This window comes from Saccharopolyspora ipomoeae (genome assembly GCF_029952525.1).
In the GTDB taxonomy this organism is placed as follows: domain Bacteria; phylum Actinomycetota; class Actinomycetes; order Mycobacteriales; family Pseudonocardiaceae; genus Saccharopolyspora; species Saccharopolyspora ipomoeae.
The window spans coordinates 216970-241267 of sequence record NZ_JASAOF010000005.1 but is presented as its reverse complement, the minus strand read 5'-3'; the positions used below and the strand labels follow the sequence as shown (position 1 = coordinate 241267).

Annotated in this window: 23 protein-coding genes; 7 read left to right on the top strand and 16 right to left on the bottom strand. The window is 70.8% G+C overall.

Features of this window, described 5'->3' with window-relative positions; genetic code table 11:
* Position 1: 1 nt before the first annotated feature.
* The 9 genes from QFW96_RS12115 to rhaI form a co-directional block, all read right to left on the bottom strand.
* Positions 2-589: a cysteine hydrolase family protein gene (locus QFW96_RS12115; protein WP_281455682.1), complete on the bottom strand. Its 588-nt coding sequence runs from the start codon at positions 587-589 to the stop codon at positions 2-4.
* 187 nt (positions 590-776) lie between these two features.
* On the bottom strand, positions 777-1580 hold the full coding sequence (locus QFW96_RS12110) for an acyl-CoA thioesterase domain-containing protein (RefSeq protein WP_281455681.1): 804 nt from the start codon (positions 1578-1580) through the stop codon (positions 777-779).
* Positions 1581-1705: 125 nt separating this feature from the next.
* Positions 1706-2194 (bottom strand): SixA phosphatase family protein, encoded by a 489-nt coding sequence (locus tag QFW96_RS12105; protein WP_281455680.1) that lies wholly within the window; start codon positions 2192-2194, stop codon positions 1706-1708.
* A 197-nt stretch (positions 2195-2391) separates the two neighbouring features.
* Positions 2392-3945: an alkaline phosphatase D family protein gene (locus tag QFW96_RS12100; protein ID WP_281455679.1), complete on the bottom strand. Its 1554-nt coding sequence runs from the start codon at positions 3943-3945 to the stop codon at positions 2392-2394.
* A 205-nt stretch (positions 3946-4150) separates the two neighbouring features.
* Complete coding sequence (gene cynS, locus QFW96_RS12095) at positions 4151-4594, bottom strand: cyanase (protein ID WP_281455678.1); 444 nt, start codon at positions 4592-4594, stop codon at positions 4151-4153.
* Positions 4595-4735: 141 nt separating this feature from the next.
* Positions 4736-5026, bottom strand: coding sequence for a hypothetical protein (locus QFW96_RS12090; RefSeq protein WP_281455677.1), 291 nt, complete (start codon positions 5024-5026; stop codon positions 4736-4738).
* A 387-nt stretch (positions 5027-5413) separates the two neighbouring features.
* Positions 5414-6856 (bottom strand): rhamnulokinase, encoded by a 1443-nt coding sequence (locus tag QFW96_RS12085; RefSeq protein ID WP_281455676.1) that lies wholly within the window; start codon positions 6854-6856, stop codon positions 5414-5416.
* A 10-nt stretch (positions 6857-6866) separates the two neighbouring features.
* Positions 6867-8909 carry a bifunctional aldolase/short-chain dehydrogenase gene (locus QFW96_RS12080; RefSeq protein ID WP_281455675.1) on the bottom strand — a complete coding sequence of 681 codons (2043 nt, stop codon included), beginning with the start codon at positions 8907-8909 and terminating at the stop codon, positions 6867-6869.
* Positions 8910-9125: 216 nt separating this feature from the next.
* Positions 9126-10292, bottom strand: coding sequence for an L-rhamnose isomerase (gene rhaI / locus QFW96_RS12075; RefSeq protein ID WP_281455674.1), 1167 nt, complete (start codon positions 10290-10292; stop codon positions 9126-9128).
* A 132-nt stretch (positions 10293-10424) separates the two neighbouring features.
* Between rhaI and QFW96_RS12070 the strand changes: the two genes are divergently transcribed.
* From QFW96_RS12070 to QFW96_RS12060, 3 genes are all read left to right on the top strand, one after another.
* Entirely contained in the window at positions 10425-11417 is a 993-nt protein-coding gene (locus QFW96_RS12070) for a LacI family DNA-binding transcriptional regulator (RefSeq protein WP_281455673.1), read from the top strand.
* Between the two features lie 208 nt (positions 11418-11625).
* The gene (locus QFW96_RS12065) at positions 11626-12831 is read left to right on the top strand and encodes an MFS transporter (protein ID WP_281455672.1); all 1206 of its coding nucleotides are present in this window, start codon (positions 11626-11628) and stop codon (positions 12829-12831) included.
* On the top strand, positions 12828-13145 hold the full coding sequence (locus QFW96_RS12060) for an L-rhamnose mutarotase (protein WP_281455758.1): 318 nt from the start codon (positions 12828-12830) through the stop codon (positions 13143-13145). Before QFW96_RS12065 ends, QFW96_RS12060 begins: the two co-directional genes overlap by 4 nt.
* A gap of 10 nt (positions 13146-13155) precedes the next feature.
* Here the strand turns inward: QFW96_RS12060 and QFW96_RS12055 are convergent, their stop codons facing one another.
* Positions 13156-13959, bottom strand: a complete 804-nt coding sequence (locus tag QFW96_RS12055) for a maleylpyruvate isomerase family mycothiol-dependent enzyme (protein WP_281455671.1) — start codon at positions 13957-13959, stop codon at positions 13156-13158.
* A gap of 63 nt (positions 13960-14022) precedes the next feature.
* On the opposite strand from QFW96_RS12055, the gene QFW96_RS12050 reads away from it, so the two are divergent.
* Together QFW96_RS12050 and QFW96_RS12045 are read left to right on the top strand one after the other, a co-directional pair.
* On the top strand, positions 14023-15255 hold the full coding sequence (locus QFW96_RS12050) for an MFS transporter (RefSeq protein WP_281455670.1): 1233 nt from the start codon (positions 14023-14025) through the stop codon (positions 15253-15255).
* On the top strand, positions 15255-15692 hold the full coding sequence (locus QFW96_RS12045) for a MaoC family dehydratase (protein ID WP_281455669.1): 438 nt from the start codon (positions 15255-15257) through the stop codon (positions 15690-15692). The genes QFW96_RS12050 and QFW96_RS12045 overlap by 1 nt, the downstream gene beginning before the upstream one ends.
* Before the next feature lie 218 nt (positions 15693-15910).
* On the opposite strand, the gene QFW96_RS12040 is transcribed toward QFW96_RS12045, so the two are convergent.
* Together QFW96_RS12040 and QFW96_RS12035 are read right to left on the bottom strand one after the other, a co-directional pair.
* A complete protein-coding gene (locus QFW96_RS12040; protein WP_281455668.1) occupies positions 15911-16105 on the bottom strand; it encodes a ferredoxin in 195 nt (64 codons plus the stop codon).
* A 36-nt stretch (positions 16106-16141) separates the two neighbouring features.
* Complete coding sequence (locus tag QFW96_RS12035) at positions 16142-17365, bottom strand: cytochrome P450 (RefSeq protein WP_281455667.1); 1224 nt, start codon at positions 17363-17365, stop codon at positions 16142-16144.
* Positions 17366-17546: 181 nt separating this feature from the next.
* Between QFW96_RS12035 and QFW96_RS12030 the strand changes: the two genes are divergently transcribed.
* Together QFW96_RS12030 and QFW96_RS12025 are read left to right on the top strand one after the other, a co-directional pair.
* Positions 17547-18944: an MFS transporter gene (locus tag QFW96_RS12030; protein WP_281455757.1), complete on the top strand. Its 1398-nt coding sequence runs from the start codon at positions 17547-17549 to the stop codon at positions 18942-18944.
* A 94-nt stretch (positions 18945-19038) separates the two neighbouring features.
* Positions 19039-19995 (top strand): alpha/beta hydrolase, encoded by a 957-nt coding sequence (locus tag QFW96_RS12025; protein ID WP_281455666.1) that lies wholly within the window; start codon positions 19039-19041, stop codon positions 19993-19995.
* A gap of 321 nt (positions 19996-20316) precedes the next feature.
* On the opposite strand, the gene QFW96_RS12020 is transcribed toward QFW96_RS12025, so the two are convergent.
* The 4 genes from QFW96_RS12020 to QFW96_RS12005 all read right to left on the bottom strand — a co-directional run bounded on the left by QFW96_RS12020 (position 20317) and on the right by QFW96_RS12005 (position 24293).
* The gene (locus tag QFW96_RS12020; protein ID WP_281455665.1) at positions 20317-21285 is read right to left on the bottom strand and encodes a M14 family zinc carboxypeptidase; all 969 of its coding nucleotides are present in this window, start codon (positions 21283-21285) and stop codon (positions 20317-20319) included.
* A 55-nt stretch (positions 21286-21340) separates the two neighbouring features.
* On the bottom strand, positions 21341-21841 hold the full coding sequence (locus QFW96_RS12015) for a GNAT family N-acetyltransferase (protein ID WP_281455664.1): 501 nt from the start codon (positions 21839-21841) through the stop codon (positions 21341-21343).
* 62 nt (positions 21842-21903) lie between these two features.
* Positions 21904-22869 carry a PfkB family carbohydrate kinase gene (locus QFW96_RS12010; RefSeq protein WP_281455663.1) on the bottom strand — a complete coding sequence of 322 codons (966 nt, stop codon included), beginning with the start codon at positions 22867-22869 and terminating at the stop codon, positions 21904-21906.
* Positions 22866-24293 carry a purine-cytosine permease family protein gene (locus tag QFW96_RS12005; protein WP_281455662.1) on the bottom strand — a complete coding sequence of 476 codons (1428 nt, stop codon included), beginning with the start codon at positions 24291-24293 and terminating at the stop codon, positions 22866-22868. The genes QFW96_RS12010 and QFW96_RS12005 overlap by 4 nt, the downstream gene beginning before the upstream one ends.
* Between the last annotated feature and the right edge of the window lie 5 nt (positions 24294-24298).

Sequence of the window (24298 nt, the reverse complement as noted above, 5' to 3'; positions counted from 1 at the left end):
GTCAGCCTACGCCGGTCATCTCGGTGATCGTGCGGATCGAGGCGAACCGCCCGGCCAGCGCGTACTCCGTGCGCGCGATGATCTCCGCGGGGTGCAGCGTGCGCGGATCGGCCAGCAGCTCTTCGACGCTCCGGTCGGCGGGAGCGTCCCGGTGGCCCACCGGGTTCGTCGCCGTCGCGTCGGTGACGAACGAGACGTCGTAGCCGAGGTCGGAGGCGACGCGGGTCGTCGTCTCGCAGCACTGCTCGGTCCGGATGCCGCACACGGTGAGCTCGCGGACTCCCCGGCGGGTGAGGGTCTGATCCAGGTTCGTGCTGGTGAAGGCGTTGTGCGAGGTCTTGATGACGGTCGGTTCGGCGTCGTCGGGGACGAGCCCGCCCATCAGCCGCACGTGCCCGTGCACCGGGTCGAAGACCCCGCCCGTGCCCGGTTCGCCGTGCAGCAACCACACGACGAGATCGCCCTCGGCCCGAGCGTGCTCGACGAGCCGCGAAACCGACTCGGCGATACCGGGATTCGAGATGGCCCGCCACAGCGGGTGCTGACGGAAGGACTCCTGGACATCAACAACGAGAAGCGCTCTGTTCACGCCGCCCATCCTGGGCCGGTCTCCACCGAACCAGAAGGCACGATCACGTCAGGACGACTCACGATCCGGTCAGTACCAGCGGGCGGGCTGCCAAGCTGCGCAATCAGGACGCGCCCCGGTAAGGCAGAACTCGCTCACAGCCTCGCGGACCTTCGAAGTTTTCATGAAAACTTCCCCCACCCACGAATCAGGACATCGGTGCGGTGGCGACTGCGGTGACGTTGCAGTAGCCGAAGGGGCCCTGGACGTCGTGGAAGGTCGTGGAGGCCGTGGCGATGCCCGTGTCGCTGAGGTGGCCGGTGGCCTCCATGCCGATCTCCGGGGCGACGGGCATGCGGCTCAGCGTCAGGGTGTAGTCGGCGTTGATGAAGCCGAGGTCGCCGCCCTCGGGCATGTTGGCCAGCGGGCTGGCGAAGTCCGCGGCGGTGGCCGTGCGGACGAACGGGCTCATCGACTCGCCCTTGACCAGGTCGTGGGTGTCGCGCAGCCACGCGCGGCGAGCGCCCGCCTGCGACCAGTCGGTCAGGGCGCCGGAATCGTCGACCATCCAGATGTCGAACGGCGCCTCCCACTTGCCGGGCGGGGATTGGGGCGTGCCGAGCTCGGTGACCTCGGGCATCGACCACGGCTGCGTGGTGGGGACCTCGCCCTCCGGCTGCTCGCCCGCGCGAAGCTGGACCGAACTGGCCCGGGCGACGGCCTTCTCTCCCTGGTAGACGGTGGCGTCGGCGACGCGGATGCGGCGGCCGTCGCGGACGCGCTGCGTCTCGACCCGGACCGGGTCGAGCGTGGCGCTGCGGAACAGGTCGATGGTCAGGCGCGCGAACCGGAACTCCTCCGCGCCGTGCTCGACCTCCAGGGCTCGCGCCAGCAGGCCGCCGAACAACCGGCCGTGCATCATCTGGTCCGACCACGGGCTGCTCGCGTGCTGGGCCGGGACCAGCAGGTCCCCGTCGGGGCGGAAGAACGGTTCACCAGGCATGTCGACCATGCGCGGAGTCTAGAACGCCGATTCCCGGAGGTCCGGACGCCTGCCTCGCGCGCTGGTCCGGGCCGAGGTCGAACGCGTGGTCACCCGGGGTTCTGGATCGGTGCGGTGGTGGTGCTCACACGGGTTCAGCCGCGGGGCTTGGCGAACGTGGACGCGCAGGTCCAGGACTCGTCGGCGTCGGCCCAGCCGCGCTCGCTGCTGAGCAGCGCCACCGCCGAGGTCTTGAGCTCGACCGACTCGCCGGTCAGCAGGTGAACCAGGTCCTCCAGGCCGGGGTTGTGGCCGACGATCACGGTCGTCATCGCGGTCACCGGCATCTCGCGGACGATGCTCAGCAGCTGGTGCGCGGTGCCGCCGTAGAGACGATCGTCGTAGCTGACCTGCGGTTCGGCCGGGATGTGGGCGCCGACCAGCTCCCAGGTCTGCCGGGTTCGCAGGGCGGGGGAGCAGCGCACCGCCTCGATGGCGTAGGCGTTCTCCCGCAGCCAGCGACCCACCGCCGGGGCGTCGCGCCGGCCCCGCTCGCCCAGCGGGCGATCGAAGTCCTCCACGCCCTCCGGGTGCGCCGACTTCGCGTGCCGGATGAGGATCAGCTTCCGCCGCGCGTTCGTCATCTCACGTCCTACGAGCTCGTCGTTGAATCCGCACCACAGTACCCAACGGCCCGCCGCCCCCGCCCCGCGGAAGCGCGACGATGTCCGCAGGTAGCGGGTCTTCACCGCCTGTTGGCCGACCGTTCGGACCGGCCACCTCCCTGATCCACTGTGGAGGGACGGAAGGCGCCCCGGGTGCCGGGGCGCCTTCGCCGGGCTCAGCCCTCGATCAGACCGGGCTCGCCGTTGCGGATGGTGAAGGTGGCGCGGTCGGAGATGTCAGCGCCGGGGGTGGTGACCTGGTCGACGACGCGGAAGTCGGCGGTCCAGGCGTCGCGGGTGAGGGTGTTGCGGACGTAGCCGCGCTGCCGGTTGATGAACTTGATGTGCGGGTTCTCCTTCAGCTGCACCGCGTCACCGGCGTTCTGGTCGGAACCGTTGCCACCGGAGGAGATCGAGGTGCCCACCAGCTCCACGCCGACCGTCGCCGAGCCCGGGTCCTCGAAGTCGGCCTTGATGTCGGCCGCGTAGTTGGCGTGCACGTCGCCGGTGATGACCACGGGGTTCGAGACGTTCGCCAGCTGGTCCCGGATCCGGTTGCGCTCGGCCGGGTAGTTGTCCCAGGCGTCGTCGCTGAAGGAGTCCTCGTCGCCCTCGGTGAAGTCGCGCTGGCTGAAGAACACCTGCTGCGCCAGCACGTTCCAGCGAGCGGTCGAGCCGGAGAGGTTGTCCAGCAACCACTTCCGCTGCTCGGTGCCGAGGATGGTGCGTTCCGGGTCGTCGACCTGCTCCGGCGGGACCTCCTGGTCGTCCCGGTACTGGCGGGTGTCGAGCAGGTGCACGTCCACCAGGTCGCCGAAGGTCAGGCGGCGGTGGATGCGGATGTCCGGGCCGTCCGGGCGCTGGGCCCGGCGCAGCGGCATGTGCTCGTAGTAGGCCTGGAACGCCTGGGCGCGGCGCTCCCGGAACACCGCCGGGTCCTGGTCGGGTTCGGTGTCGGGCTGCGAGATGTCGCCCGCCCAGTTGTTCTCCACCTCGTGGTCGTCGAAGACCACGGCCCACGGGAACGCGGCGTGCGCGGCCTGCAGGTGCTCGTCGGTCTTGTACTGGCCGAGCCGGGTGCGGTAATCGGCCAGGTTCATGATCTCGTGCGCGGGCACGTGAGCGCGCCCGATCGCACTGGTGCCGCCGCTCTCGTAGATGTAGTCGCCGAGGAACGCAACCAGGTCCAGGTCCTCCTCGGCCATGTGCTGGTAGGCGGTGTAGAGCCCGGCGGGGTAGTTCTGGCAGCTGGCGAAGGCGAACGAGAACTTCTCCAGGCTCGCGCCCGGCGCCGGGGCGGTCTTGGTGCGGCCGACCGCGCTGAGCTCGTCACCGGCGCGGAACCGGTAGAAGTACTCGGCGCCCGGCTGCAGGCCCGAGACCTCGGCGTGCACCGAGTGCGCGGAGGCGCGCTCGGCCTGCTCGGTGCCCTCGGCGACGATCTTGCTGAACCGCTCGTCGGCGGCCACCTGCCACTGCACCGGGACGATCTGGTCGGGCATGCCGCCGAACCCGTCCTCGGACAGCGGCTCGGGGGCTAATCGGGTCCACAGCACCACGCCGTCCGGCAGCGGATCGCCGGAGGCGATGCCCAGCTGGAACGGCTCGCGGATCCGGCTCGCGCCGGCACCGGCGGCGTTCGCCAGGCCGGAGGTGCCCAGGGCGGCGGCGCCGAGAGCGGCGGATCCGGCCAGCAGGACCTGGCGTCGGTTGGGGCGGTGGGAGTGCACGGTCCACCTCTTTCGCGTCGGTTTCGGGAAGATCCGACGCTATGGAGCGCAGGTGACGTACTGGCGAACGCCGGGCGGACTCAGAACGGACTCTTGCGCCAACCGAAGTGGACCTGCGCGAACTTCGCCGCGCGCCAGCGGTGTTGGGCCGCGACCTCTCGGGCACCGGAGCGCACCGCGCTCTCCCGCGACGTCGAAGACGGGCTCACCACTGGTAGGGCAGGAACTTCCCGTCGAGGGTGACCACCACCCGGTCGCCTGCCGGGTCGGGGACCCGCTGGACGTCGAAGCGGAAGTTGATGGCGCTCATGATGCCGTCGCCGAACTCCTCGTGGACGAGCTCCTTGAGCGTCGGGCCGTAGACCTGCACGATCTCGTAGAACCGGTAGATCGTCGGATCGGTGGGCACGACGTCGTCGAGCGCACCCCGGGTGGGTTGGAGGCGCAGCGCCGCGGTCACCTCCGCGTCCAGGTCCAGCAGGTTCGCCGCCGCGTCGGCCTCGGCCTCGCTCATGGGCTGCTGGCCGAGCAGCGCGCTCGTGGTCCACGCGACGGGCCGCCCGACGGCCTCGGCCAGCTGCGCCCAGCTGATGCCGAGCGCCCCCTTGGCCGCCCGCACCGCCGCAGCCGCCTCCTGCTTGCTCACCATCTCGCGCCCTCCAGGTCGACTCCGAAACCCCGACCCTGCCACACCGGGACGGCCATCACCGGCCGGTTTACCTGGGTTTTTCCGGACCGCTACGCACGTCGCCGCGCCCCGTCGGTGCGGCGGGGCGCGGGACGGTCGCGGTCACCGATCGTCGAGCTGGGCGAACCCCGCGCGGAGGTCGTCGAAGGTCATCACCGGGTAGACGTCCACCTGCGCCTCGAGGTGGGTGAAGAACTGGTCGAGCATCCCCACGAGCTGCGACTCGTCCTGCAGATCGCAGATGAACAGCGCAGTCCGCTTGCCGTCCTGCGGCAGGAAGTAGGAGGCCTCGGGCTTGAGCTGCTCGTGAGCCCGTTGCAACGCCTTCTGCATCGAACCGTCCGCGATCGCGCTGTTGGCGGTCCGCAGGTCGGGCCTGATCCTGATGAGCATGCGCATGGTCCCTGCCTCCTGGCGTTCGCGCGGCACTCGGACAAGACGAGTTTCGCGCCCACCCGGACCTCCGGGACCGGCCGAAAGTCCCCCACCACCCGACCCGCCCACCGGAGGAAGCGCCGGAACGGCCGGACCGGCCGGACCCCCGGTGGCACGGGATTACGGCCGTATTCCGGTGCTCGAAAACGGCCGTAATCCGGGTTCCGGCACTGCTACCTGCACAACGGCACGGCCTACCCGGAGGTGTCACCGGCTGCGTCGTCGTCGGCGTGTCCGCCGCACCCCGGCCCGGTCGCAAGAACCTCCTCGCCGGATCGCGTTGCGCGCCACCCTGCCCGGAACCGCCACGGGGGAGCTCGAAGATCGCCCTCGTTGGGGAGCTCGTCACCTGAGCCGGCGTTCGGCCTGGTCCCAGGCGACCGACGGGTTCCGGGGGTCGTAGCGGGTCAGGGCGTGGGAGCGGGCGGTGATCTCGCGGAGCTCGGCGAGATCGGCGACCTGGCCGGCGGTTCTGGCTTGGACGAGGAGGTTTCCGGTGGCGGTGGCTTCGACCGGGCCCGCGACGACCGGGGTGCCCAGGGCGTCGGCGGTGAGCTGGCACAGCAGCTCGTTGCGGGCTCCGCCTCCGACGAGGTGGACGACGTCGACGTCTCGGCACGAGAGCTCGGCCGCCTCGCGGATGGCTCGGCGGTGGGCCAGGGCGAGGCTCTCCAGGACGCAGCGGACCACCGCGCCTCGCGTGTCGGGCACCGGCTGATCGGTGTCGCGACACGCCTGGGCGATGCGGGCCGGCATGTCGCCGGGGGCCAGGAACCGGGTGTCCTCGGCGTCGACGACCGCCCGCAGCGGTTCCGCGGCGGCCGCCTCGGCGAGCAGGCCCGGGAGATCGTCCGAGGCCAAGCCCCAGGTGCGGAGGCTCTCCTGGAGCAGCCACAGGCCCATGATGTTGCGCAGGAAGCGGACCGTGCCGTCGACGCCGAGCTCGTTCGTGAAGTTCGCCCGACGCGCCTGTTCGGTGAGCACCGGAGCGGGCAGCTCCAGACCCGTCAGCGACCACGTCCCGGTGCACACGTAGGCGAAGTTCGGGGTCCGCGCGGGCACCCCGACCACCGCCGAGGCCGTGTCGTGCGACCCCACCGCCACCACCGACGTGCCGGGCAGACCGGTCTCCGCGGCCACCCGCGGCAGCAGCTCGCCCACGACGTCACCCGGCCTGCGCAGCGCGGGCAGCAGCGACGGGTCGATGCCCGCCGCACGCGCCAGCTCCGGCGACCACTCGTGGCTGCGGGCGTCGAGCAGGCCGGTGGTGGAGGCGTTGGTCAGCTCCGCACCCACCTGCCCGGTCAGCCAGTACCCGATCAGGTCCGGGATCAGCAGCAGCGTCTCCGCCGCTTCCAGCGCCGCGCCCTCCGACGCGGCCAGCTGGAAGACCGTGTTGAACGGCAGGAACTGCAAACCGTTGCGGGAGAACAACTCCGGAGCGCCGAACGAGTCCGAGAAGGACTCCGCGACGGTGTCGGTGCGCGAATCCCGGTAGTGGAACGGTTCGCCCAGCAGGGACCCCGCGGCGTCGATCAACCCGTAGTCCACCGCCCAGGAATCCACCCCGACCGACACCGGCTCACCGGCCCGGCGCAGCCCGGCCAGCACCTCCCGGAACAGCCCGACCGCGTCCCAGTGCAGCCCGTCGGGCAGCGGGACCGGGCCGTTGGCGAACCGGTGCACCTCGCGGGTCTCCAGCCGCCCGGCGGCGAGCCGTCCGAGGGCGACCCGCCCGCTGGAGGCACCCAGGTCCACCGCCGCGAACGTCGGCGACTCCGTCGTCATCCGCCCTCCCTCAGCGCAGGAACGCCGCGGCCACACCCGCGTCGACCGGCACGTGCAGACCCGTGGTGTGCGTGAGATCGCCGCCCACCAGCGCGAACACCGCCGCCGCCACGTGCTCGGGCAGCACCTCGCGCTTGAGGAGCGTGCGCTGGGCGTAGAACTCGCCGAGCTCGTCCTCCGCCACGCCGTAGACCTTCGCGCGCTGCGCGCCCCAGCCGCCGGCGAAGATGCCGGAACCGCGCACCACCCCGTCGGGGTTGACGCCGTTGACGCGGATGCCGTGCTCGCCCAGCTCGGCCGCGAGCAACCGCACCTGGTGCGCCTGGTCGGCCTTCGTCGCCCCGTAGGCGACGTTGTTCGGGCCCGCGAACACCGAGTTCTTGCTGGCGATGTAGACGACGTCACCGCCCATGCCCTGGGCGATCATCACCCGCGCGGCCTCCCGCGACGCCAGGAACGAGCCGCGCGCCATCACGTCGTGCTGCAGGTCCCAGTCGGCGACCGTGGTCTCCAGCAGCGGCTTCGAGATCGACAGCCCGGCGTTGTTGACGACCAGGTCCACGCCGCCGAACGCCAGCGATGCGGCGCGGAACGCCTCGGCGATCTGCTCCTCGTCGGTGACGTCGACGCGCACCGCCACGGCCTTGTCCGGGCCGCCGAGCTCGTCGGCCACCGCCTGGGCGTTGTCGAGGTCGAGATCGGCCAGCACCACGCACGCGCCCTCGGCCGAAAGCCGTTGCGCGGTGGCCTTCCCGATGCCCGAACCGGCTCCGGTGACCAGCGCGACGCGGGTCGCCAGCGGCTTGGGCTTCGGCATCCGCGCGAGCTTGGCCTCCTCCAGCGCCCAGTACTCGATGCGGAACTTCTCGGACTCGTCGATCGGCTCGTAGGCGGAGACGGCCTCGGCACCGCGCATCACGTTGATCGCGTTGCGGTAGAACTCCGCGGCCACCCGCGCGGTCTGCTTGTCCTTGCCGAAGGAGAACATGCCGATGCCCGGGACCAGCACGATCGCCGGGTCCGCGCCGCGCAGAGCGGGGGAGTCGGCGTCGGCGAATCGGTCGTAGTAGGCGCGGTAGTCCTCGCGGTAGCGCTCGTGCAGCTCCTTCAGGCGGGCGACGACCTCGTCGAGCCCGGCGTCGGGCTTGAGGTCGAGCACCAGCGGGCGGACCTTGGTGCGCAGGAAGTGGTCCGGGCACGAGGTGCCCAGGGCGGCCAGCTGGGGGTGCTTCTCGCGCGCCAGGAACTCCAGGACTTCCGGCGCGTCGTCGAAGTGCCCGATCTGCGGCCGGTCGGTGGAGGCCAGGCCGCGGATGACCGGGGCGAGCTCGGCGGCCCGGAGCCTGCGCTGGTCCTCCGGCAGCGGCTCGAACCCGGCGACGACCGGCCCGAACGGCTCGGGCTTGCCGCGCTCGGCGAGGAACTTCTCCGCGGTGCGGATGATGTGCAGCGAGTTGCGCCGGCATTCCTCGCTGGTCGCGCCCCACGCGGTGATGCCGTGCCCGCCCAGGATCACGCCGATGGCCTGCGGGTTCGCCTCCTTGATGGCGGCGATGTCCAGGCCCAGCTGGAAACCGGGCCGACGCCACGGCACCCACGCGACCTGGTCGCCGAAGCACTCGGCGGTCAGCGCTTCGCCGTCGGCGGCGGTGGCCAGCGCGATCCCGGCGTCGGGGTGCAGGTGGTCGATGTGGGCGGCGGCGACCAGCCCGTGCATGGCGGTGTCGATGGACGGCGCCGCGCCGCCCTTGCCGTGCGAGCAGTAGTCGAACGCGCCGACCATCTCGTCCTCGCGGTCCACGCCGGGGTAGACGTCGACCAGCGCGCGCAGCCGGTCCAGCCGCAGCACCGCCAGCCCGGCCTCGGTCAGCGTCCCCAGGTCACCGCCGGAACCCTTGACCCACATCAGCGGAACGTCCCCGCCGGTCACGGGATCGGTGTCGGTGCCCTTGGCGGACGCGTTGCCGCCGGCGTAGTTGGTGTTGCGGGGATCGGCGCCCAGCTCGTGCGAACGGGCAAGCAGCGCAGCCACTTCGGGATGCGTCGAGCTCATCGTGAACCTCTCGGTGCGTCGGGAAGTTTTCATGAAAACCTTCCTCACCCCAGAAATCGGGAAAATCTCACGAAGACCACCGTCTTTCGAGGTGAGGGAGGTGTACACGAACACTCTCGTTCTCAGGGGGAGGGAAGTTTTCATGAAAACTGTCATTTCCCCGGGGACGGGAAGTTTTCATGAGAACTGTCGTTTCCCTCCGAGGGAGGGTGTCGGTCAGGCGCCCCAGCCCGCGGGGGTGCCGTCCTTGCGGGAGGCGATGATCTTCTCGGCGTAGCCGGAGCGGTGGTAGGCCGCGATCGGGTCGGGGTCGATGCCCATGTCCTCGCGGACCTCGGCCAGCAGCGGGCGGACGTCGGTGTTGTAGGCGTCCATCAGGACCGCGTTGGCCCCCAGGACGTCGCCGTTGCGCTGCGCCTCGGCCAGGGCGTCGCCGTCGACCAGCAGGGCCTTGGCGGTCGCCTCCTGGACGTTGAGCACCGAGCGGATCAGGGCCGGGATCTTCGGCTCCAGGTTGTGGCACTGGTCGAGCATGAACGCCACGTTCGCCGAGTCCTCCAGCGCTCCGGCGCGCACGATCTCGTGCATGATCCGGAACAGCTGGAACGGGTCGGCGGCGCCGACCATCAGGTCGTCGTCGGCGTAGAAGCGGCTGTTGAAGTGGAATCCGCCGAGCCGTCCGCGCCCGAGCAGGAACGCCACGATGAACTCGATGTTGGTGCCCGGCGCGTGATGCCCGGTGTCGACCAGCACCTGCGCGCGCTCGCCCAGGTCCATGCAGTGCGCGTAGGAGGTGCCCCAGTCCGGGACGTCGGTGGCGTAGAAGGCGGGCTCGAAGAACTTGTACTCCAGCAGCATCCGCTGGTCCGGGCCGAGCCGGTCGTAGGCGACGCGCAGCGCTTCGGAGAGCCGCTGCTGGCGCTCGGCGAGGGAGTCCTGGCCGGGGTAGTTGAGGCCGTCGGCGAACCACAGGCTCAGCGCGTCGGACCCGGTGACGTCCATGATGTCGACGCACTCCAGCAGGTGTCGCTGCGCCTTCTCGCGCACCGCCGGGTCGGGGTTGCAGATGCTGCCGAGCCGGTACTCGTCCTCCTGGAACGTGTTCGGGTTGATCGCGCCCAGCTTCAGCCCGAGCGAGGCCGCGTGCTCGCCCAGGGCGGAGTAGTCGTCGACGCGGTCCCAGGGGATGTGCAGCGCGACGCTGGGCGCCACGCCGGTGAAGGCGTGCACCTGGGCGGCGTCGTCGAGCTTCTCGAACGGGTCGCGCGGAATCCCCTCCTGCAGGAAGGTCTTGAACCGCGTCCCGGAGTTCCCGTAGGCCCAGGAGGGGGTTTCGATCCGCTGGTTCTTCAGCGCCGCAGTGATGGTCTTCCGGTCGGGCATCGTCGGCTCCAGTGCGCATCGCGGGGCGGTGAGGTCGCCGCAACGTCGGCGGCGAGTGTGATTGAAACGTTTTAAACGCCGCTGTAGCGTAAGCTGCGGACGGAGCACGAGTCAACAAGTCGGGGACAACGGGTGACCACCAAGGAGCACGGCCGCGTCAGCATCAAGGAGGTCGCCGAGCGCGCCGGGGTCTCCATCGGCACCGTCTCCAACGTCGTCAACCGCCCCGACCGCGTCGCCGCGAGCACCCGCGATCGCGTGCAGGCCGCCATCGACGCGCTCGGCTACGTCCGCAGCGAATCCGCCCGGCACCTGCGGGCCGGCAGCAGCCGGATGATCGCGATGCTCGCGCTGGACATGACCAACCCGTTCTTCGCCGAGGTCGCCCACGGCGCCGAGGAGATCGCCACCGCGCGCGGGCTCGGCGTGATGCAGTGCAGCAGCGGCCAGGACGCCGAGGTCGAGTCGCTGTACCTGTCGCTGTTCGCCGAGCAGCGGGTGCGCGGCGTGCTCATCGCCCCCGCCGCCGCGGGGAGCGTGGAAGTACTGGCGCGGCAGGGGATTCCGCACGTCGTCGTCGACGGCAGCGCCGACGGCGCGGCCTGCTCGGTGTCGGTGGACGACGTCCTCGGCGGCGAGCTCGCGGTCGGTCACCTCGTCGGAGCCGGGCACGACCGCATCGCCTGCGTGACCGGGCCGCTCCACCTGCCGCAGTGCCGGGATCGCCGCCTCGGCGGGGCCCGGGCGGCCGAGCTCGCCGTGCTGGAGGTGCCGACGATGGACGTCGCGGGCGGCCGCGACGCCGGATCGCGGCTGCTCGGGATGCCGGACCGGCCCAGCGCGGTGTTCTGCGCCAACGACCTGCTGGCGCTGGGCGTGCTGCAGGCCCTGTTCGCCGCCGGGCTGCGGGTGCCCGACGACATCGCGCTGGTCGGCTACGACGACATCGAGTTCGCCTCGGCCGCGGCCGTCCCGCTGACCTCGGTGCGCCGCCCTGCCCGCCGCCTCGGCCGCACCGCCGCCGACCTGCTGCTGCGCGAATCCGGCGAGACCGACCACTCCCACGAGCACGTCGTCTACCAGCCGGAACTCGTCGTCCGGCGCTCCTCGCTGCCGCTCCGCTGAGCCAACCAGCCCCTTGACGGGGGTGGAGGGCCTCTCTAGTGTGCTCGCCACATAAAACGTTTCAACGGCGTCAGCGGCTCGGGAGCGGCCGACGTCGACGACTCGACGAGCTGCATGAAGGACAACGATGACTTCATCCGCTGCAGGGGTTCAGCAGAGCGAGAACGCCTCCCCCTCACAGCACTGGAAATGGTCGTTCGTAGCCGCGATGGCCAGCTACATCGACGCCGGATCGATCGTCGCCGGCTCCGTGGCGCTGAGCGTGTGGGTCACCGCCTTCGGGCTCGGTGACAGCACCGTCGGCCTGCTCGGCGCCCTGAGCTCCAACGCCATCTCCGCCGGTGTCGGCGCCCTGGTCGGCGGCTACATCTGCGACCGCTACGGGCGCAAGAAGATCTACGCCTACGACCTGCTGCTGTACATGTTCGGCACGCTGTGGCTGATCTTCGCCGTCGACACCTGGATGCTGTTCGTCGGCTACATCCTGGTCGGCCTGGCCGTCGGCGCCGACATCCCCGCGTCCTGGAGCCTGATCACCGAGTTCTCGCCGGCCCGCAAGCGCGGCAAGCTCGGCGGGCTCTCGCAGGTCCTGTGGTCGCTCGGACCGATCGTCACCCTGGCGCTGGGACTGCTGCTGCAGCCGCTGGGCATGCTCGGCATGCGGCTGCTGTTCGCGAGCCTGTTCCTCGCCGCGCTGATCACCTGGTGGATGCGGCATGGCATCGGCGAATCCGCCCGCTGGGAGCAGGAGAACACCGATTCGCAACCGGTGAGGTGGAGCGCCGCGCTTCGGCCGCTGCTGACCGGCAAGGGGCTCAAGCTCTCGCTGATGCTCATCGGCATGTACGGCATCTGGAACCTCTTCGCCGGCACCAACGGCTTCTACACGCCCTACCTGCTCACCGCGCTGGGCAACCAGAGCGACGCGGCCAGCGTCGGTCTGCAGTGCCTGTACTTCCTGCTGGTCGCGGTGTTCACCGTGCTGGTGTTCATGCCGCTCAACGACCGGGTCAACCGGCGGCTGATGCTGGCGCTGTCGACCGTGATCCAGGCGGGCGGCATGCTGCTGCTCGCGGTGCTGCCGCTGAACTTCGGCACCGCGCTCGGCTACATCGTGGCCATCGGCATCGGCGGTGGTTTCGGCGCCCAGCACTTCTTCCAGATCTGGTCCGGCGAGCTGTTCCCGACCAAGCTCCGCAGCACCGCGCAGGGCCTGATGTTCGCGGTGGTGCGCATCGGGCTCGGCTTCTGGAGCTTCTTCGTCCCGATCATCACCGCCACCGGGTTCCAGACCCTGGCCTACATCCTGACCGCGTTCATCGTGATCAGCGGTGTCATCGGCGTCATCTGGGGCCCGAAGACCGAGGGCCTGACGCTGGAGGAGATCGAGCAGGAGCAGGGGTGGGCGAAGTGACGCAGCGGATCTGCTTCGTGCTGCACGTCAAACCCGACCGCGTCGCCGAGTACCGGGAACGGCACCGCGCGGTGTGGCCGGAGATGCAGCAGGCCCTGCGGGACACGGGATGGCGCAACTACTCGTTGTTCCTGCGCCCGGACGGCACCCTCATCGGCTACCTGGAGTGCGAGGACTTCGACGCCTGCCGCGCCGCGATGGCCGAGCACGACGTCAACGCCCGCTGGCAGGAGTGGATGGGCGACCTCTTCGACTCGACCGTCGCCCCGGACGAGGCCATGCGGCCGATCGAAGAGGTCTTCCACCTCGACTGAGAACGAACTCCTAGATGGTGAAGGCGAGGTGCCGGGCGATCCGTTCGCCCAGCACCTCGTCACCGTCGAAAGACACTGATTCCAAGACGTTCTCGGGATCGACCCGGCCGCCGCAGAGGCGGGTGAACACCCCGAGGGGCATGGTGATGCGCACCGTCGGCGCGCCCGGCAGCGAGTCGACGACCTTCGCCCGCCCGTCCACCGCGACGTGCAGGACGCGGGAACCGAGGTCGAAGGTGACGCTGGACCCGTCCGGCGCGGCACCTCGCTTGCCGACCACGAAACCCAGCGCCGTGGTGATCTCGTCGATCGACAGCTCGACGGGCGTGCCGGTCTCCCCGCCGGGCAGGCCGACGGCGTCGCGGAGGTCCTGCTCGTGCATCCAGCAGTCGAACACCCGGATCCGCATGAACCGCGCGTAGGTGTCCTGCCCGGCCGGGGTCAGCGCCGGGGCGTGGAACTCCTCGTCGGACATCGCCCGCAGCGACGCCAGCCGGGAAGCGGTGACCTCGCGGAACTTCCCCAGCACCGCTTCGTGCGGCTGCTGCCGGAAGTGCTCCACGTACTGCTCGTTGCGGGCGCCGATGTCGTTGCGCACGTGCGCGTAGGACGCCACGTCGTTGCCGGAATCCGGCGTCGGCTCCCCGCTGAGCAGCAGCTCGGTGCCGATGAGGTGCGCGGCGATGTCGCGCACCCGCCAGCCCGGCAGTGCCGTGTCCTTCTCCCACTGCGCGTCGTCGAGCCCGGTGAGCAGCGCGTCCAGCGCGTTCCACTCGGCGCCGAGCGCTCCGACGATCCGTTCCCTGTCCAGCACGCTCCGACACAAGCACCCCGCACCCGGCGGGTCAACCGGTGACGGTGAGGCAGACTGCGGGTCATGCGTTCGGGTGTGCAGCGCGGCGCCATCGCCGCGGTCCAGGTCTTCGGGTTGGCGGTGTGGTTCTCGGTCTCGGCGGTGGTGCCCACGCTCCGCGAGGAGTGGGGGATCAGCTCCGCGGCGGCGGTGTGGCTGACCGGGGCGGTGCAGCTCGGCTTCGTCGCCGGAGCCCTCGCGTCGTCGCTGCTCAACCTCGCCGACCGGATCCGCCCGAACCTGCTGCTGGCCGCCAGCGCGGCCCTGGCCGCCGGGTGGACGCTGCTGCTCGCGGGCCTCGTCGACGGCATGGCGGCGGCGATCCCGCTGCGGTTCCTCACCGGCATGTGCCTGGCCGGGGTGTACCCGGTCGGCATGAAGCTCATGGCGTCCTGGGCGCCCAGCCGGGGGAGGGGATTGGCGATGGGGCTGCTCATCGCGGCGCTCACCCTCGGTTCCGCGCTGCCGCACCTCATCGGCGGGCTCGGGCAGCTGCCGTGGCGGGCGGTGCTCGTCGCCGCCGCCGGCACCGGGCTGCTCGGGGCGCTGGTGGCGGTGACGGTGGTGCGGCCGGGACCGCACCTGGCGGCCTCGGCGGCGGTGCACAACCCGCGCTACGCGCTGCGGATGTTCGCCGAGCGCGGGCCGCGGCTGGCCAATCTCGGCTACTTCGGGCACATGTGGGAGCTCTACGCGCTGTGGACGTGGATCCCGACGTTCCTGCTGGCCAGCGAGGCGGGCCGGAGCCTGCCGGCCTCGACCGGGATCACCGTGTTCGTCACGATCGGCGTCGCGGGCGCGATCGGCTGCCTGCTCGGCGGGTGGGGCGCCGACCGCTACGGGCGGTCCCCGGCGGCGGTGACCGCGCTGGTGATCAGCGGTGCCTGCTGCGCCTTCTCGCCGCTGGCCTTCGACGCCGGTCCGGTGGTGCTCGTGGTGTTCTGCGTGGTGTGGGGCGCGGCGGTGATCGCCGATTCCGGTGTGTTCTCCACGTCGTTGAGCGAGGCCGCCGACCCGAGGTTCGTGGGCACGGCGCTGACGGCGCAGACCGCGATCGGTTTCGGGCTCACGGTGGTGAGCATCCAGCTGGTCCCGCTGCTGGCCGCGGCCGCGGGCTGGCGGGTCGCGTTCCTGCTGCTGGCACCGGGGCCGTTCATCGGGGCGATCGCGATGCGGAGGCTCGGGCGCGGTGAGTGGAATCGCGCCGCCCGTGCTGGTAACACCGACGGGGAGCCCGGCAGCACGAGGGAGACGTGATGAGCGACGCGTGGCCGAACGGCCAACCCCAGGTCGGCGACACCGCCGAGATGTCCCGCACCATCGGCCCGACCGACATCCGGTTGTTCACCCAGATCAGCGGCGACCGCAATCCGCTGCACTACGACGCCGAGGCGGCCGAGTCCTCGCAGTTCGGCGAGATCGTCGTGCAGGGCGGGATCACCAGCGCGGTGCTCAACGCCGTGGTCGCCGAGAAGCTGCCCGGTCCGGGCACCGTGTTCCTCAACGTCAACTGGAACTTCACCGCCCCGGCGAGGCCCGGCGACACGCTGACCGGGTGGGTGCGGGTCGACGCGGTCCGCGACGACAAGCCCATCACCGAGCTCACCACGACCGTCACCCGCGACGACGGCACGACGGTGCTGGAGGGGACGGCGGTCTGCTACACGATGGCCATGCCCGGCTCGACGAGCTAGCGCCGCGCACGACCCACCGAAAACCCCCGCAGAACAGGCAGCGGAGCAGACCGGCCCTCCGAGAACCACCGCGTCGAGGAAGCATTCATCGGGTCGAGAACCGCGGTTCTCGACCCCGCGAAAATCGCAGTTCTTGACACCTGTGTCGAAAACCCCGGTTTTCGTCGCGCGAAAACCGCAGCATTCGTCGCGTGAAAACCGGGGTTTTCGACACAGGGTCAGTCTTCGACGGTGATGGCGAGGGCGGGGCAGACCGCGGCGGCGTGGTGGATGTCGTCGGCGACGGCGGGGTCGGGGGAGTCCGTGAGGAGGACCGCGACGCCGTCTTCGTCTCGTTGGTCGAAGACGTCCTCGGCGGCCATGACGCACTGGCCGGAGGCGACGCACTTGTCCTGGTCGATGGTGACCTTCATGGGAATTCGTCCGTTTCGTGGTGGTGGTGTTCGGGATTACCAGGTGACGGGCAGTTCGTAGACGCCGTAGACGGAACCGTTGTGCTTGAACGGGATCTCGTCGAGCTCGGCGGCCGCGCGCAGCGTCGGGATCCGCTTGTACAGCGTGCTGTAGACGACCTGCAACTCCATCCGAGCCAGCGGCTGCCCGAGGCACTGGTGCACGCCGAAGCCGAAGGCGACGTGCTTGCGGGCGTCGCGGGTGAGGTCCAGCGCGTCGGGGTCGTCGAAGACCTCCGGGTCGCGGTTGCCGATGCCGTTGGGCAGGATCACCCCTTCACCGGCGCGGATCACCTGCCCGCCGACCTCGATGTCCTCCAGCGCGACCCGGCGCCGCCCGTTGTGGGTGATGTGCAGGTAGCGCAGCATCTCCTCGACCGCGCCCGCCACGACCTTCGGGTCGTCGGTCTCGCGCAGCAGCGCGAGCTGGTCGGGGTTCTCCAGCAGCGCCAGCGTGCCCAGGGCGATCATGTTCGCCGTGGTCTCGTGCCCGGCGATGAGCAGCAGCACGCCCATCTGCGCGACGTCGGCGCGCTCCAGCTCACCGGCCTCGACCCGTTCGCAGAGCCCGGAGAGCAGGTCGTCGGCGGGGGTTTCGAGCTTGCGGCCGACGAGATCGTCGAGGTAGCGGGTGAGGTTGGCCAGCGCCCCGGCGCGCTGCTCCGGGGTGGAGTCCCGGTTGATGATGGTCTTGCTGTTGTCCTGGAAGAAGTCGTGGTCGGCGTAGGGCACGCCGAGCAGCTCGCAGATCACCAGCGACGGCACCGGCAGCGCGAAGGCCTGGACGAGGTCGACCGGCTTCGGGCCGGCCAGCATCTCATCGATCCGGTCGTCGACGATCTTCTGCACGGCCGGGCGCATCGCCTCGACGCGCTTGACGGTGAACGGCGCGGTCACCATCCGGCGCTGGCGCGCGTGCTCGGGGTCGTCCATCAGGATGAAGCTGATCTTCGAGCCGCCGGGCTGCGCGGGAACGCCGCGCGGGTAGCCGGGGTTGTCCGAGTCCGAGCTGATGCGCGGGTCGGCGAGCACGGCGCGCTGGTCGGCGTAGCGGGTCACCAGCCAGGGCGTCGTGCCGTCGGCCAGCCGGACCCGGTGGATCGGCGTCTCCTCCTGGAGGGCTTTCAGGCGCGGTGGCGGGTCGAACGGACAGCCCGAGGCGCGCGTCATCGGGTAGTCGGGGATCTCCGCCGCGTCGGCCGAGGACAGCGTGTTGGTCATGCCGACCTTCCTTGTGACTTTGGTCGTACCACTGCGAAAGTAGCTCCGCCGACTGGATTAAGTCAACTGACTGAATTAGGGTATCCGGGACATCTCCGGACATGGATGAGAGGTTCCCCGAGTGCGAGCGACTCCCGGCGGTGCGCCAGAACCCGCCACACACGGGGGACCACGGCCCCAACTGGTAGTCCTCGTCCTGGCCTTCGCCGGGATCTCGGTCGCCATGACCCAGACCACCGTGATCCCGCTGGTGCCGATGCTGCCCGGCCTGCTGCACGCCTCCGCCGCCGACACCGCCTGGGCGGTCACCGCCACGCTGCTGGCCGGTGCGGTGGCCACACCGGTCGTCGGACGCCTCGGCGACATGTACGGCAAGCGGCGGATGCTGCTGCTCAGCCTCGCGATGCTCGTCCTCGGCTCGGTCGTGTGCGGGCTCAGCGCCTCGCTGCCGATGATCGTCGTCGGCCGGATCATGCAGGGCCTGTCCTCGGGCGTGATCGCGCTCGGCATCAGCATCATGCGCGACGAGCTGCCCGCCGACCGGCTCGGCTCGGCGACCTCGCTGATGAGCGCCTCCCTCGGCGTCGGCGGTGCGCTCGGACTTCCCGCCGCCGCCTTCCTCGCCGAGCGCACCGACTGGCACGTGCTGTTCTGGACCTCGGCGGTGCTCGGCGCGCTGGCCGGCGTCCTCGTGCTGCGCCTCGTGCCCGAGTCGCCGGTGCGCGCCGGTGGGCGCTTCGACCCGATCGGCGCGCTGGGCCTGTCCGCCGGGCTGATCTGCCTGCTGCTGGTGGTCTCCAAGGGCGCGAACTGGGGTTGGAACAGCGCGATCACCCTCGGGCTCGCCGCTGCGGCGGTCGTGGTGTTCGGCGCGTGGGGCTGGTGGGAGCTGCGCATCGCCGAGCCGCTGGTGGACCTGCGCACCCTCGCCCGTCGCCAGGTGCTGCTGACCAACATCGCCTCGGCGGTGTTCGGGTTCGCCATGTTCGCCCAGTCGCTGGTGTTCCCGCAGGTCTTGCAGCTGCCCACCGGGACCGGGTACGGGCTGGGGCAGACCATGCTCGCCGTCGGCATCGTGATGGCGCCGTCCGGCCTGGTCATGATGGCGATGTCGCCGGTGTCGGCGCGCATCTCCCGGCTGCGCGGCCCGAAGGTGACGCTGATGGTCGGTGCCGTGGTCGTGGCCGCCGGGTACGGGCTCGGCGTGGTGCTCATGGCGGAGGTGTGGCAGCTGATCCTGGTCTCCAGCGTGATCGGCGCGGGCATCGGCCTGGCCTACGGCGCGATGCCCGCGCTGATCATGGCGGCGGTCCCGGTGTCGGAGACCGCCGCCGCCAACAGCCTCAACACGCTGATGCGCTCCATCGGGACCTCGGTGTCCAGCGCCGTGGCCGGAGCGGTGCTGGCGCAGCTGACCATCGACTTCGGCCCGGCCACCGTGCCGTCGCAGACCGGCTTCCAGGTGATCATGGGCATCGGCAGCCTGGCCGCCGTGGCGGCGCTGAGCATCGCCGCGTTCCTGCCCCGCGAGGAGCAGCCCGTCGAGGCGGTTCTGGTCACCGCGCGGGCGGCTCGCTGAGGACGGGAGCGCTGAATTCGGTTGCGGGCGGTGGTTGGATCGTCCGGGGGAGCGCGGTGGTAGTGACCGCGCCGAGAGCTGCGAGGAAGGTGCGATGAGCGAGGTTCTGCCGCCGGTTCCCTTCGACCCGGAGCTGGAGGTCTTCCTGAACGCCATGCCCAACACCGGGCAGGGCTTCACGCTCGAAGACGTCCCGGCGATGCGCGAGCTGACGAGCCACATCACCCCGGACGAGGCCCTGGAGGCCGACGGGTTCACCGTCGAGCACCGCGCCGCGCCGGGACCGCAGGGCGCGCCCGAGGTGCCGCTGGTGATCGTGCGGCCTGCCGAGCTCACCGGCCCGCTGCCGGTCATCTACTCCATCCACGGCGGTGGCATGATCAGCGGTAGCCACCGGCAGGCGCTCGACGTGATGGCCACCGAGTGGGGCCGGGAGCTGGGCTGCGCCATCGTCTCGGTGGACTACCGGCTGGCGCCGGAGAACCCGCACCCGGCTCCGGTGGAGGACTGCTACGCGGGTCTGCGCTGGGTCGCCGAGCAGGACGGGTTCGACCCCGAGCGCATCGTGATCACCGGCGGCAGCGCCGGTGGCGGGCTCGCGGCGGCGGTCGCGCTGATGTGCCGCGACTTCGGCGGACCGGCGCTGCTCGGGCAGCTGCTGCAGTGCCCGATGCTCGACGACCGCAACGACACGCCCTCGGCGCGTCAGATGCGCGGGCGCGGCATCTGGGATCAGCAGAACAACGAGGTCGGCTGGACCGCGCTGCTCGGCGAGTCCCGGGGCGGGGACGACGTCTCGCCCTACGCCGCGCCCGCGCGCGCCGAGGACCTGTCCGGGCTGCCGCCGACGTTCATCGACGTCGGCTCGGCGGAGACCTTCCGCGACGAGGACGTCGCCTACGCCACCCGCATCTGGCAGGCGGGCGGCATCGCCGAGCTGCACGTGTGGCCCGGCGGCTTCCACGGCTTCCGGATGTTCCCGGGTGCCCGTCTCAGCCAGGAGTCCGCCGAAGCCCGAACCAACTGGCTCCGCCGCCTCCTCTCCCGGTGACGTCGGATGCGTCCGTCACCAGGGGACGGTTTTTCCTCGAATCATCCATGATCAAAGTCCGTTTTGTCCGGTCAATTCGAGGAAAAACTGCCCCCTGGCGAGTTCACCACCCCACGCCACCCACATCCCGGGGATTTGGTGTTCGGGAAGTTTTCATGAAAACTTCCCGTTCCCTGAGAGGTGACAGTTTTCATGAAAACTTCCCTCCCTCTGAGGTGGGGGAGTTCGTGGGTGTCTCCCTCACGTCGAACGATGGCGGTTTTCGTGAGAACTTCATGGGTTTTGGGGTGAGGACGGTTTTCATGAAAACTTCGCGACCGCTTACGAGGTGAGGGGTTCTCCTCGGGGTGGGATCGTGTCGGCTTCGGCGGGGTCGGTGTTGCGGAGGGAGCCGTCCGCGGTGGCGTTGCTGATGGCGTGCATCGAGGCCAGGGCCGAGGCGATCTGGAACTGCTCGTGGTCGGGGCCCATGTCGCTGAGCTCGATGAGGACGCTGCCGCTGCCCAGCAGGCCGTAGGCGTTGCGGGCGATGCCCTGGTAGTCGCCGCCCGGGTACTGGGAGACGTTGGCGCCGCCCGCGTCCATCGCCGTCCGCGCGACGACCGAGACCTGCTTGGCCAGGTTCAGGGGTTCGGCGGCCACGCCCGGGGTCGTCGGCCACATCAGCGACGCGGTGATCTCGCGGCCGTCGCCGCCGACGTAGCGGCCCTGCATGTGGTAGTCGACCGCGATGTGCGGCCGGAACTCGGCGTAGTGGCGCTGGATCAGGCCCGCCTCGGTCGCCGGGTTGTCCTGCGGTGCCACCGCCGGGTCGTGGTAGCGGTTGATGTCGTAGCCCTTGCCCGCCTCGCCGAACTCCGGATCGGCGTCCGGGTCGTAGTTGTAGCGCCAGTCGTGCTCGTGGCCGTCGGGGTTGGCGCGCACCACCACGTCGACGGTCACCTGATCGCGCCACCAGCGCTGGTGCGGGTCGTTGCCGACACCGACCTCGCGCAGGAACTCCACGGCCGCAGGCGTTCCCAGCGGCTCGTCGCCGTGCTGCTGGGTGACGAACAGCAGGCGCTGCGGGCCGTGCCCGACCCGGGCGCTCCACACCGGCCGTCCCTGGTTGCTGGCGCCGATCGGCGCCACCCGCACCTCACCGCCGCTGCGCAGCTGCAGGTCGAAGAGCCGGCGGGCGAGCTCCTCGGTGCTCGGACGCGGGTCGATCTCGCGCGCCGCACCCGCGGGCGCGACCAGGCCCAGTGCCGTCACCACGGCGACCAGCACCGAGAACAGGGCAAAACGCATGGATTTCGACATAGCGCCGGAGTCTTCAGGCCCGGACGCGCGGCCACAAGCCGATTCAGAGATCCCGCCGCATGCACGCCCTGGGCCACGCGTCCAGTCCCGCTACCGCCTCGGCGGCGCGGATGTCGCGCAGCCCCGGGGTGAGCTCGTCGTCGGCGAGGTACCGGAAACCGCACCGCAGGTAGTAGGGCCCGTTCCAGGGGACGTCGGTGAACGTCGTCAGCGTCAGGGCGGGCAGTCGCCGGTCGCGCGCCCACGCGGCGAGGTTGTCGATGAGCCCGGACCCGATCCGCCGCCCGCCGTGGTCGGGACGCACGCTGACCTGCTCGACGTGCGCGCAGCCGTCCACGACCTCGGCGATCAGGTACGCCACCGGAACGTCCTCGACGACGTGCACCCACGCCCGCCCCGCCTCCTGGAACTCCCGCAGCACCGCCACCGACGGCGGCTCGTCGGTGGCCACGAGATCCATGCCGAGCTCGGCGAACGGCTCACCCGCCGCCCGCTCGACCTCCCGCAGCACCGGCAGATCCGCCTCCCGCGCCAACCGGATCACGACCCCACCTCCCTCCAGCACCTTCTCACCCGCGGCCGGGTTGGACCGGATTTCAATGGAAGTCAGGAACCCGATTTCCACTGAGATCGGGTCTGCGGGGTGGGCGTCGGACTCGTCCGGCGGGCCAGGAACTCCGCCAGCTCCGCGCGCAGCGGAGCGGTCGCCGGGCCGCGCCGCTGGACCGACAGGGCGGCGGCGGCGTTGGCGCGCAGCGCTGCCTCGGGCAGGTCGGCGCCCTCCAGCAGGGCGGCGGCCAGGACGCCGCAGTGGGTGTCGCCCGCGCCGTTGGTGTCGACGGGGTCAGCGGAAAAGCCCGGAACACGGCGGATTTCGCCCTGGACGGCGAGCACGCAGCCGTTCGCCCCGTCCCGCACCACGACCGCCGACGACCCGAGCCGAGACCCCAGGTCGTGCGCGGCGGTCTCCGCGTCCGGGGAACCGGTGAGCGCGCGGGCCTCGGCGGCGTTGCAGCTGAGGACGTCGACGCGCGGCAGCACCGCGTCGAGCACCTCGGCCGGGATGTCGGCGACCAGCGGGCACGGGTCCAGCATCACGCGGGACCCCACGCCGGGCAGCCAGTCGAGCAGCGCCTCCCGGTTGGAGGCGTGCAGCAGGCTGTAGCCGCTGACGTAGACCACGTCGTCGGGCTCGGTGCGGACCTGCGCCAGCTGCTCCGGCAGCAGCCTGCCCTCGGCGCCGACGCCGGTGACGAACGTGCGCTCGCCCCCGGGTTCCACCAGCGCCACGCAGATGCCGTTGTCGGAGTCGGTCTGCTGCGGCTGCGCGGCCTCGATCCCCTCGGCGCGCAACGCTTCTCGCGCCTGGTCGGCGAAGCGGCCGGTGCCGTGCGCGCCCGCGTACACCACGCGGGCGCCCGAGCGCGCGGCCGCCGACATCACGTTGAACCCGCCGCCCGGCAGCAGCTCCGTGCTCTCGGCGAGCACGTCACCGCCGGTCGGCGGCAGCGACGGCACCCGCATCACCAGGTCGAGCACGACCTGCCCGGTGTGCACCAGACGACCGGTCACGCGGCGGCCTTCCGGCTGCCGCCGAGCAGCGCGTACACCCCGGCCGAGACGGCGAAGGTGAGCACCCAGCCGAGTCCGTTCTCGCCCAGCCAGGTCTCGGCGAACACGCCGGTGAAGAAGTCGTTGCTGCTGAACAGGTAGCCGACCACGATCGCCAGCGCCCAGGCGCCGAAGGCGCGCGGCTCGACACCGCCCCGGTACCAGTAGGAACTGGTGCTGCGCATGTCCATCAACCCGGCCGGGTCGTAGCTGCGGCGGTGCAGCATGTCGGTGAGGAACACGCCCAGCCACGCGGTGATCGGGATCGCGAGCAGGCTGATGAAGGTGACGAACGGGTCGTAGAAGCTGTCCGCGACCAGCATGAAGTAGATCGAGCCGAGGAACGTCACCACCACGTCCACGCCGACCGCGTAGACCCGCTTGATGTTGATCCCCATCGTCAGCGTCGTCAGACCCGCCGAGTACACCGACAGGTGGTTGGACAGCAGCAGCCCGCCGACCGCGGCGATCAGGTACGGCACCGCCATCCAGGCCGGCAGCATCGCGCGGATCGCCGCGACCGGGTCCCCGGCCTCGGCCAGCGCCGGATCACCCGCCGACAGCAGACTTCCCAGCGAGATCAGCAGGATCAGCGGGATCCCCGCGCCCACGGCGGCCGAGGCGACCAGCGACCCGGCCTTGACGGCGGGGGACTGGTAGCGCGACATGTCGGCCGAGGCGTTGGCCCAGCCGATGCCGGTCCCGGCGGCGATCGTGCCGATGCCCGCGATCATCACGCCGACCGGGGCGGGGGAGGCTGATCCGACCGCGTGCCAGTCGATCGTGGCCACCAGGCTGATCGCCACGACGATGTTGAGCGCGCCGAAGATCCAGGTCGCCCAGCGCTGCACGGCCACCAGCACCTTGTGGCCCAGCCCGGAGACGACCATCGTCAGCACCTCGAAGACCGCGATGCACAGGATCGTCAGCACCGGAACGGTTTTGGCGTCCCCGGCCGTGCCGAACAGGATCGTGCACAGCGACAGCAGGGCGAACGCGGCCGTGGTGGTGTTGACGGTTTCCCAGCCCAGCCGCGAGATCAGCGACACCACGGTGGGACCCGCGTTGCCGTGCACCCCGAACACGGCGCGGGAGAGCGTCAAACCCGGTGCGCCGCCCCGACGTCCGGCGATGGAGACCACGCCGACGATCGCGAACGAGCCCACCGAGCCGATCACCGCGACGATCGCGGCCTGCCAGAACGCCAGGCCCTCGGCCACCAGGGTGGCGCCCAGGGGCAAGCCCAGGATCGAGATGTTGGCGGCGAACCACACCCAGAACAGCTGCATCGGGTGCCCGGTCCGCTCGTGCTCCGGAACCGGTTCGATGCCACGCGTTTCCAGTGCGCCTTCAGCCTGGGTGGCCTCCGCGGCCTCGCGGACCATGCGCT

Coding starts and splice junctions, on each gene's coding strand:
- QFW96_RS12110 (WP_281455681.1), bottom strand. CDS start 1,580: ATGGTCGACATGCCTGGTGAACCGTTCTTCCGCCCCGACGGGGACCTG.
- QFW96_RS12105 (WP_281455680.1), bottom strand. CDS start 2,194: ATGACGAACGCGCGGCGGAAGCTGATCCTCATCCGGCACGCGAAGTCG.
- cynS (WP_281455678.1), bottom strand. CDS start 4,594: ATGGTGAGCAAGCAGGAGGCGGCTGCGGCGGTGCGGGCGGCCAAGGGG.
- QFW96_RS12090 (WP_281455677.1), bottom strand. CDS start 5,026: ATGCTCATCAGGATCAGGCCCGACCTGCGGACCGCCAACAGCGCGATC.
- QFW96_RS12085 (WP_281455676.1), bottom strand. CDS start 6,856: ATGACGACGGAGTCGCCGACGTTCGCGGCGGTGGACCTGGGTGCCTCC.
- QFW96_RS12080 (WP_281455675.1), bottom strand. CDS start 8,909: ATGAGCTCGACGCATCCCGAAGTGGCTGCGCTGCTTGCCCGTTCGCAC.
- rhaI (WP_281455674.1), bottom strand. CDS start 10,292: ATGCCCGACCGGAAGACCATCACTGCGGCGCTGAAGAACCAGCGGATC.
- QFW96_RS12065 (WP_281455672.1), top strand. CDS start 11,626: ATGGCCAGCTACATCGACGCCGGATCGATCGTCGCCGGCTCCGTGGCG.
- QFW96_RS12050 (WP_281455670.1), top strand. CDS start 14,023: ATGCGTTCGGGTGTGCAGCGCGGCGCCATCGCCGCGGTCCAGGTCTTC.
- QFW96_RS12045 (WP_281455669.1), top strand. CDS start 15,255: ATGAGCGACGCGTGGCCGAACGGCCAACCCCAGGTCGGCGACACCGCC.
- QFW96_RS12040 (WP_281455668.1), bottom strand. CDS start 16,105: ATGAAGGTCACCATCGACCAGGACAAGTGCGTCGCCTCCGGCCAGTGC.
- QFW96_RS12035 (WP_281455667.1), bottom strand. CDS start 17,365: ATGACCAACACGCTGTCCTCGGCCGACGCGGCGGAGATCCCCGACTAC.
- QFW96_RS12025 (WP_281455666.1), top strand. CDS start 19,039: ATGAGCGAGGTTCTGCCGCCGGTTCCCTTCGACCCGGAGCTGGAGGTC.
- QFW96_RS12020 (WP_281455665.1), bottom strand. CDS start 21,285: ATGCGTTTTGCCCTGTTCTCGGTGCTGGTCGCCGTGGTGACGGCACTG.
- QFW96_RS12005 (WP_281455662.1), bottom strand. CDS start 24,293: ATGGTCCGCGAGGCCGCGGAGGCCACCCAGGCTGAAGGCGCACTGGAA.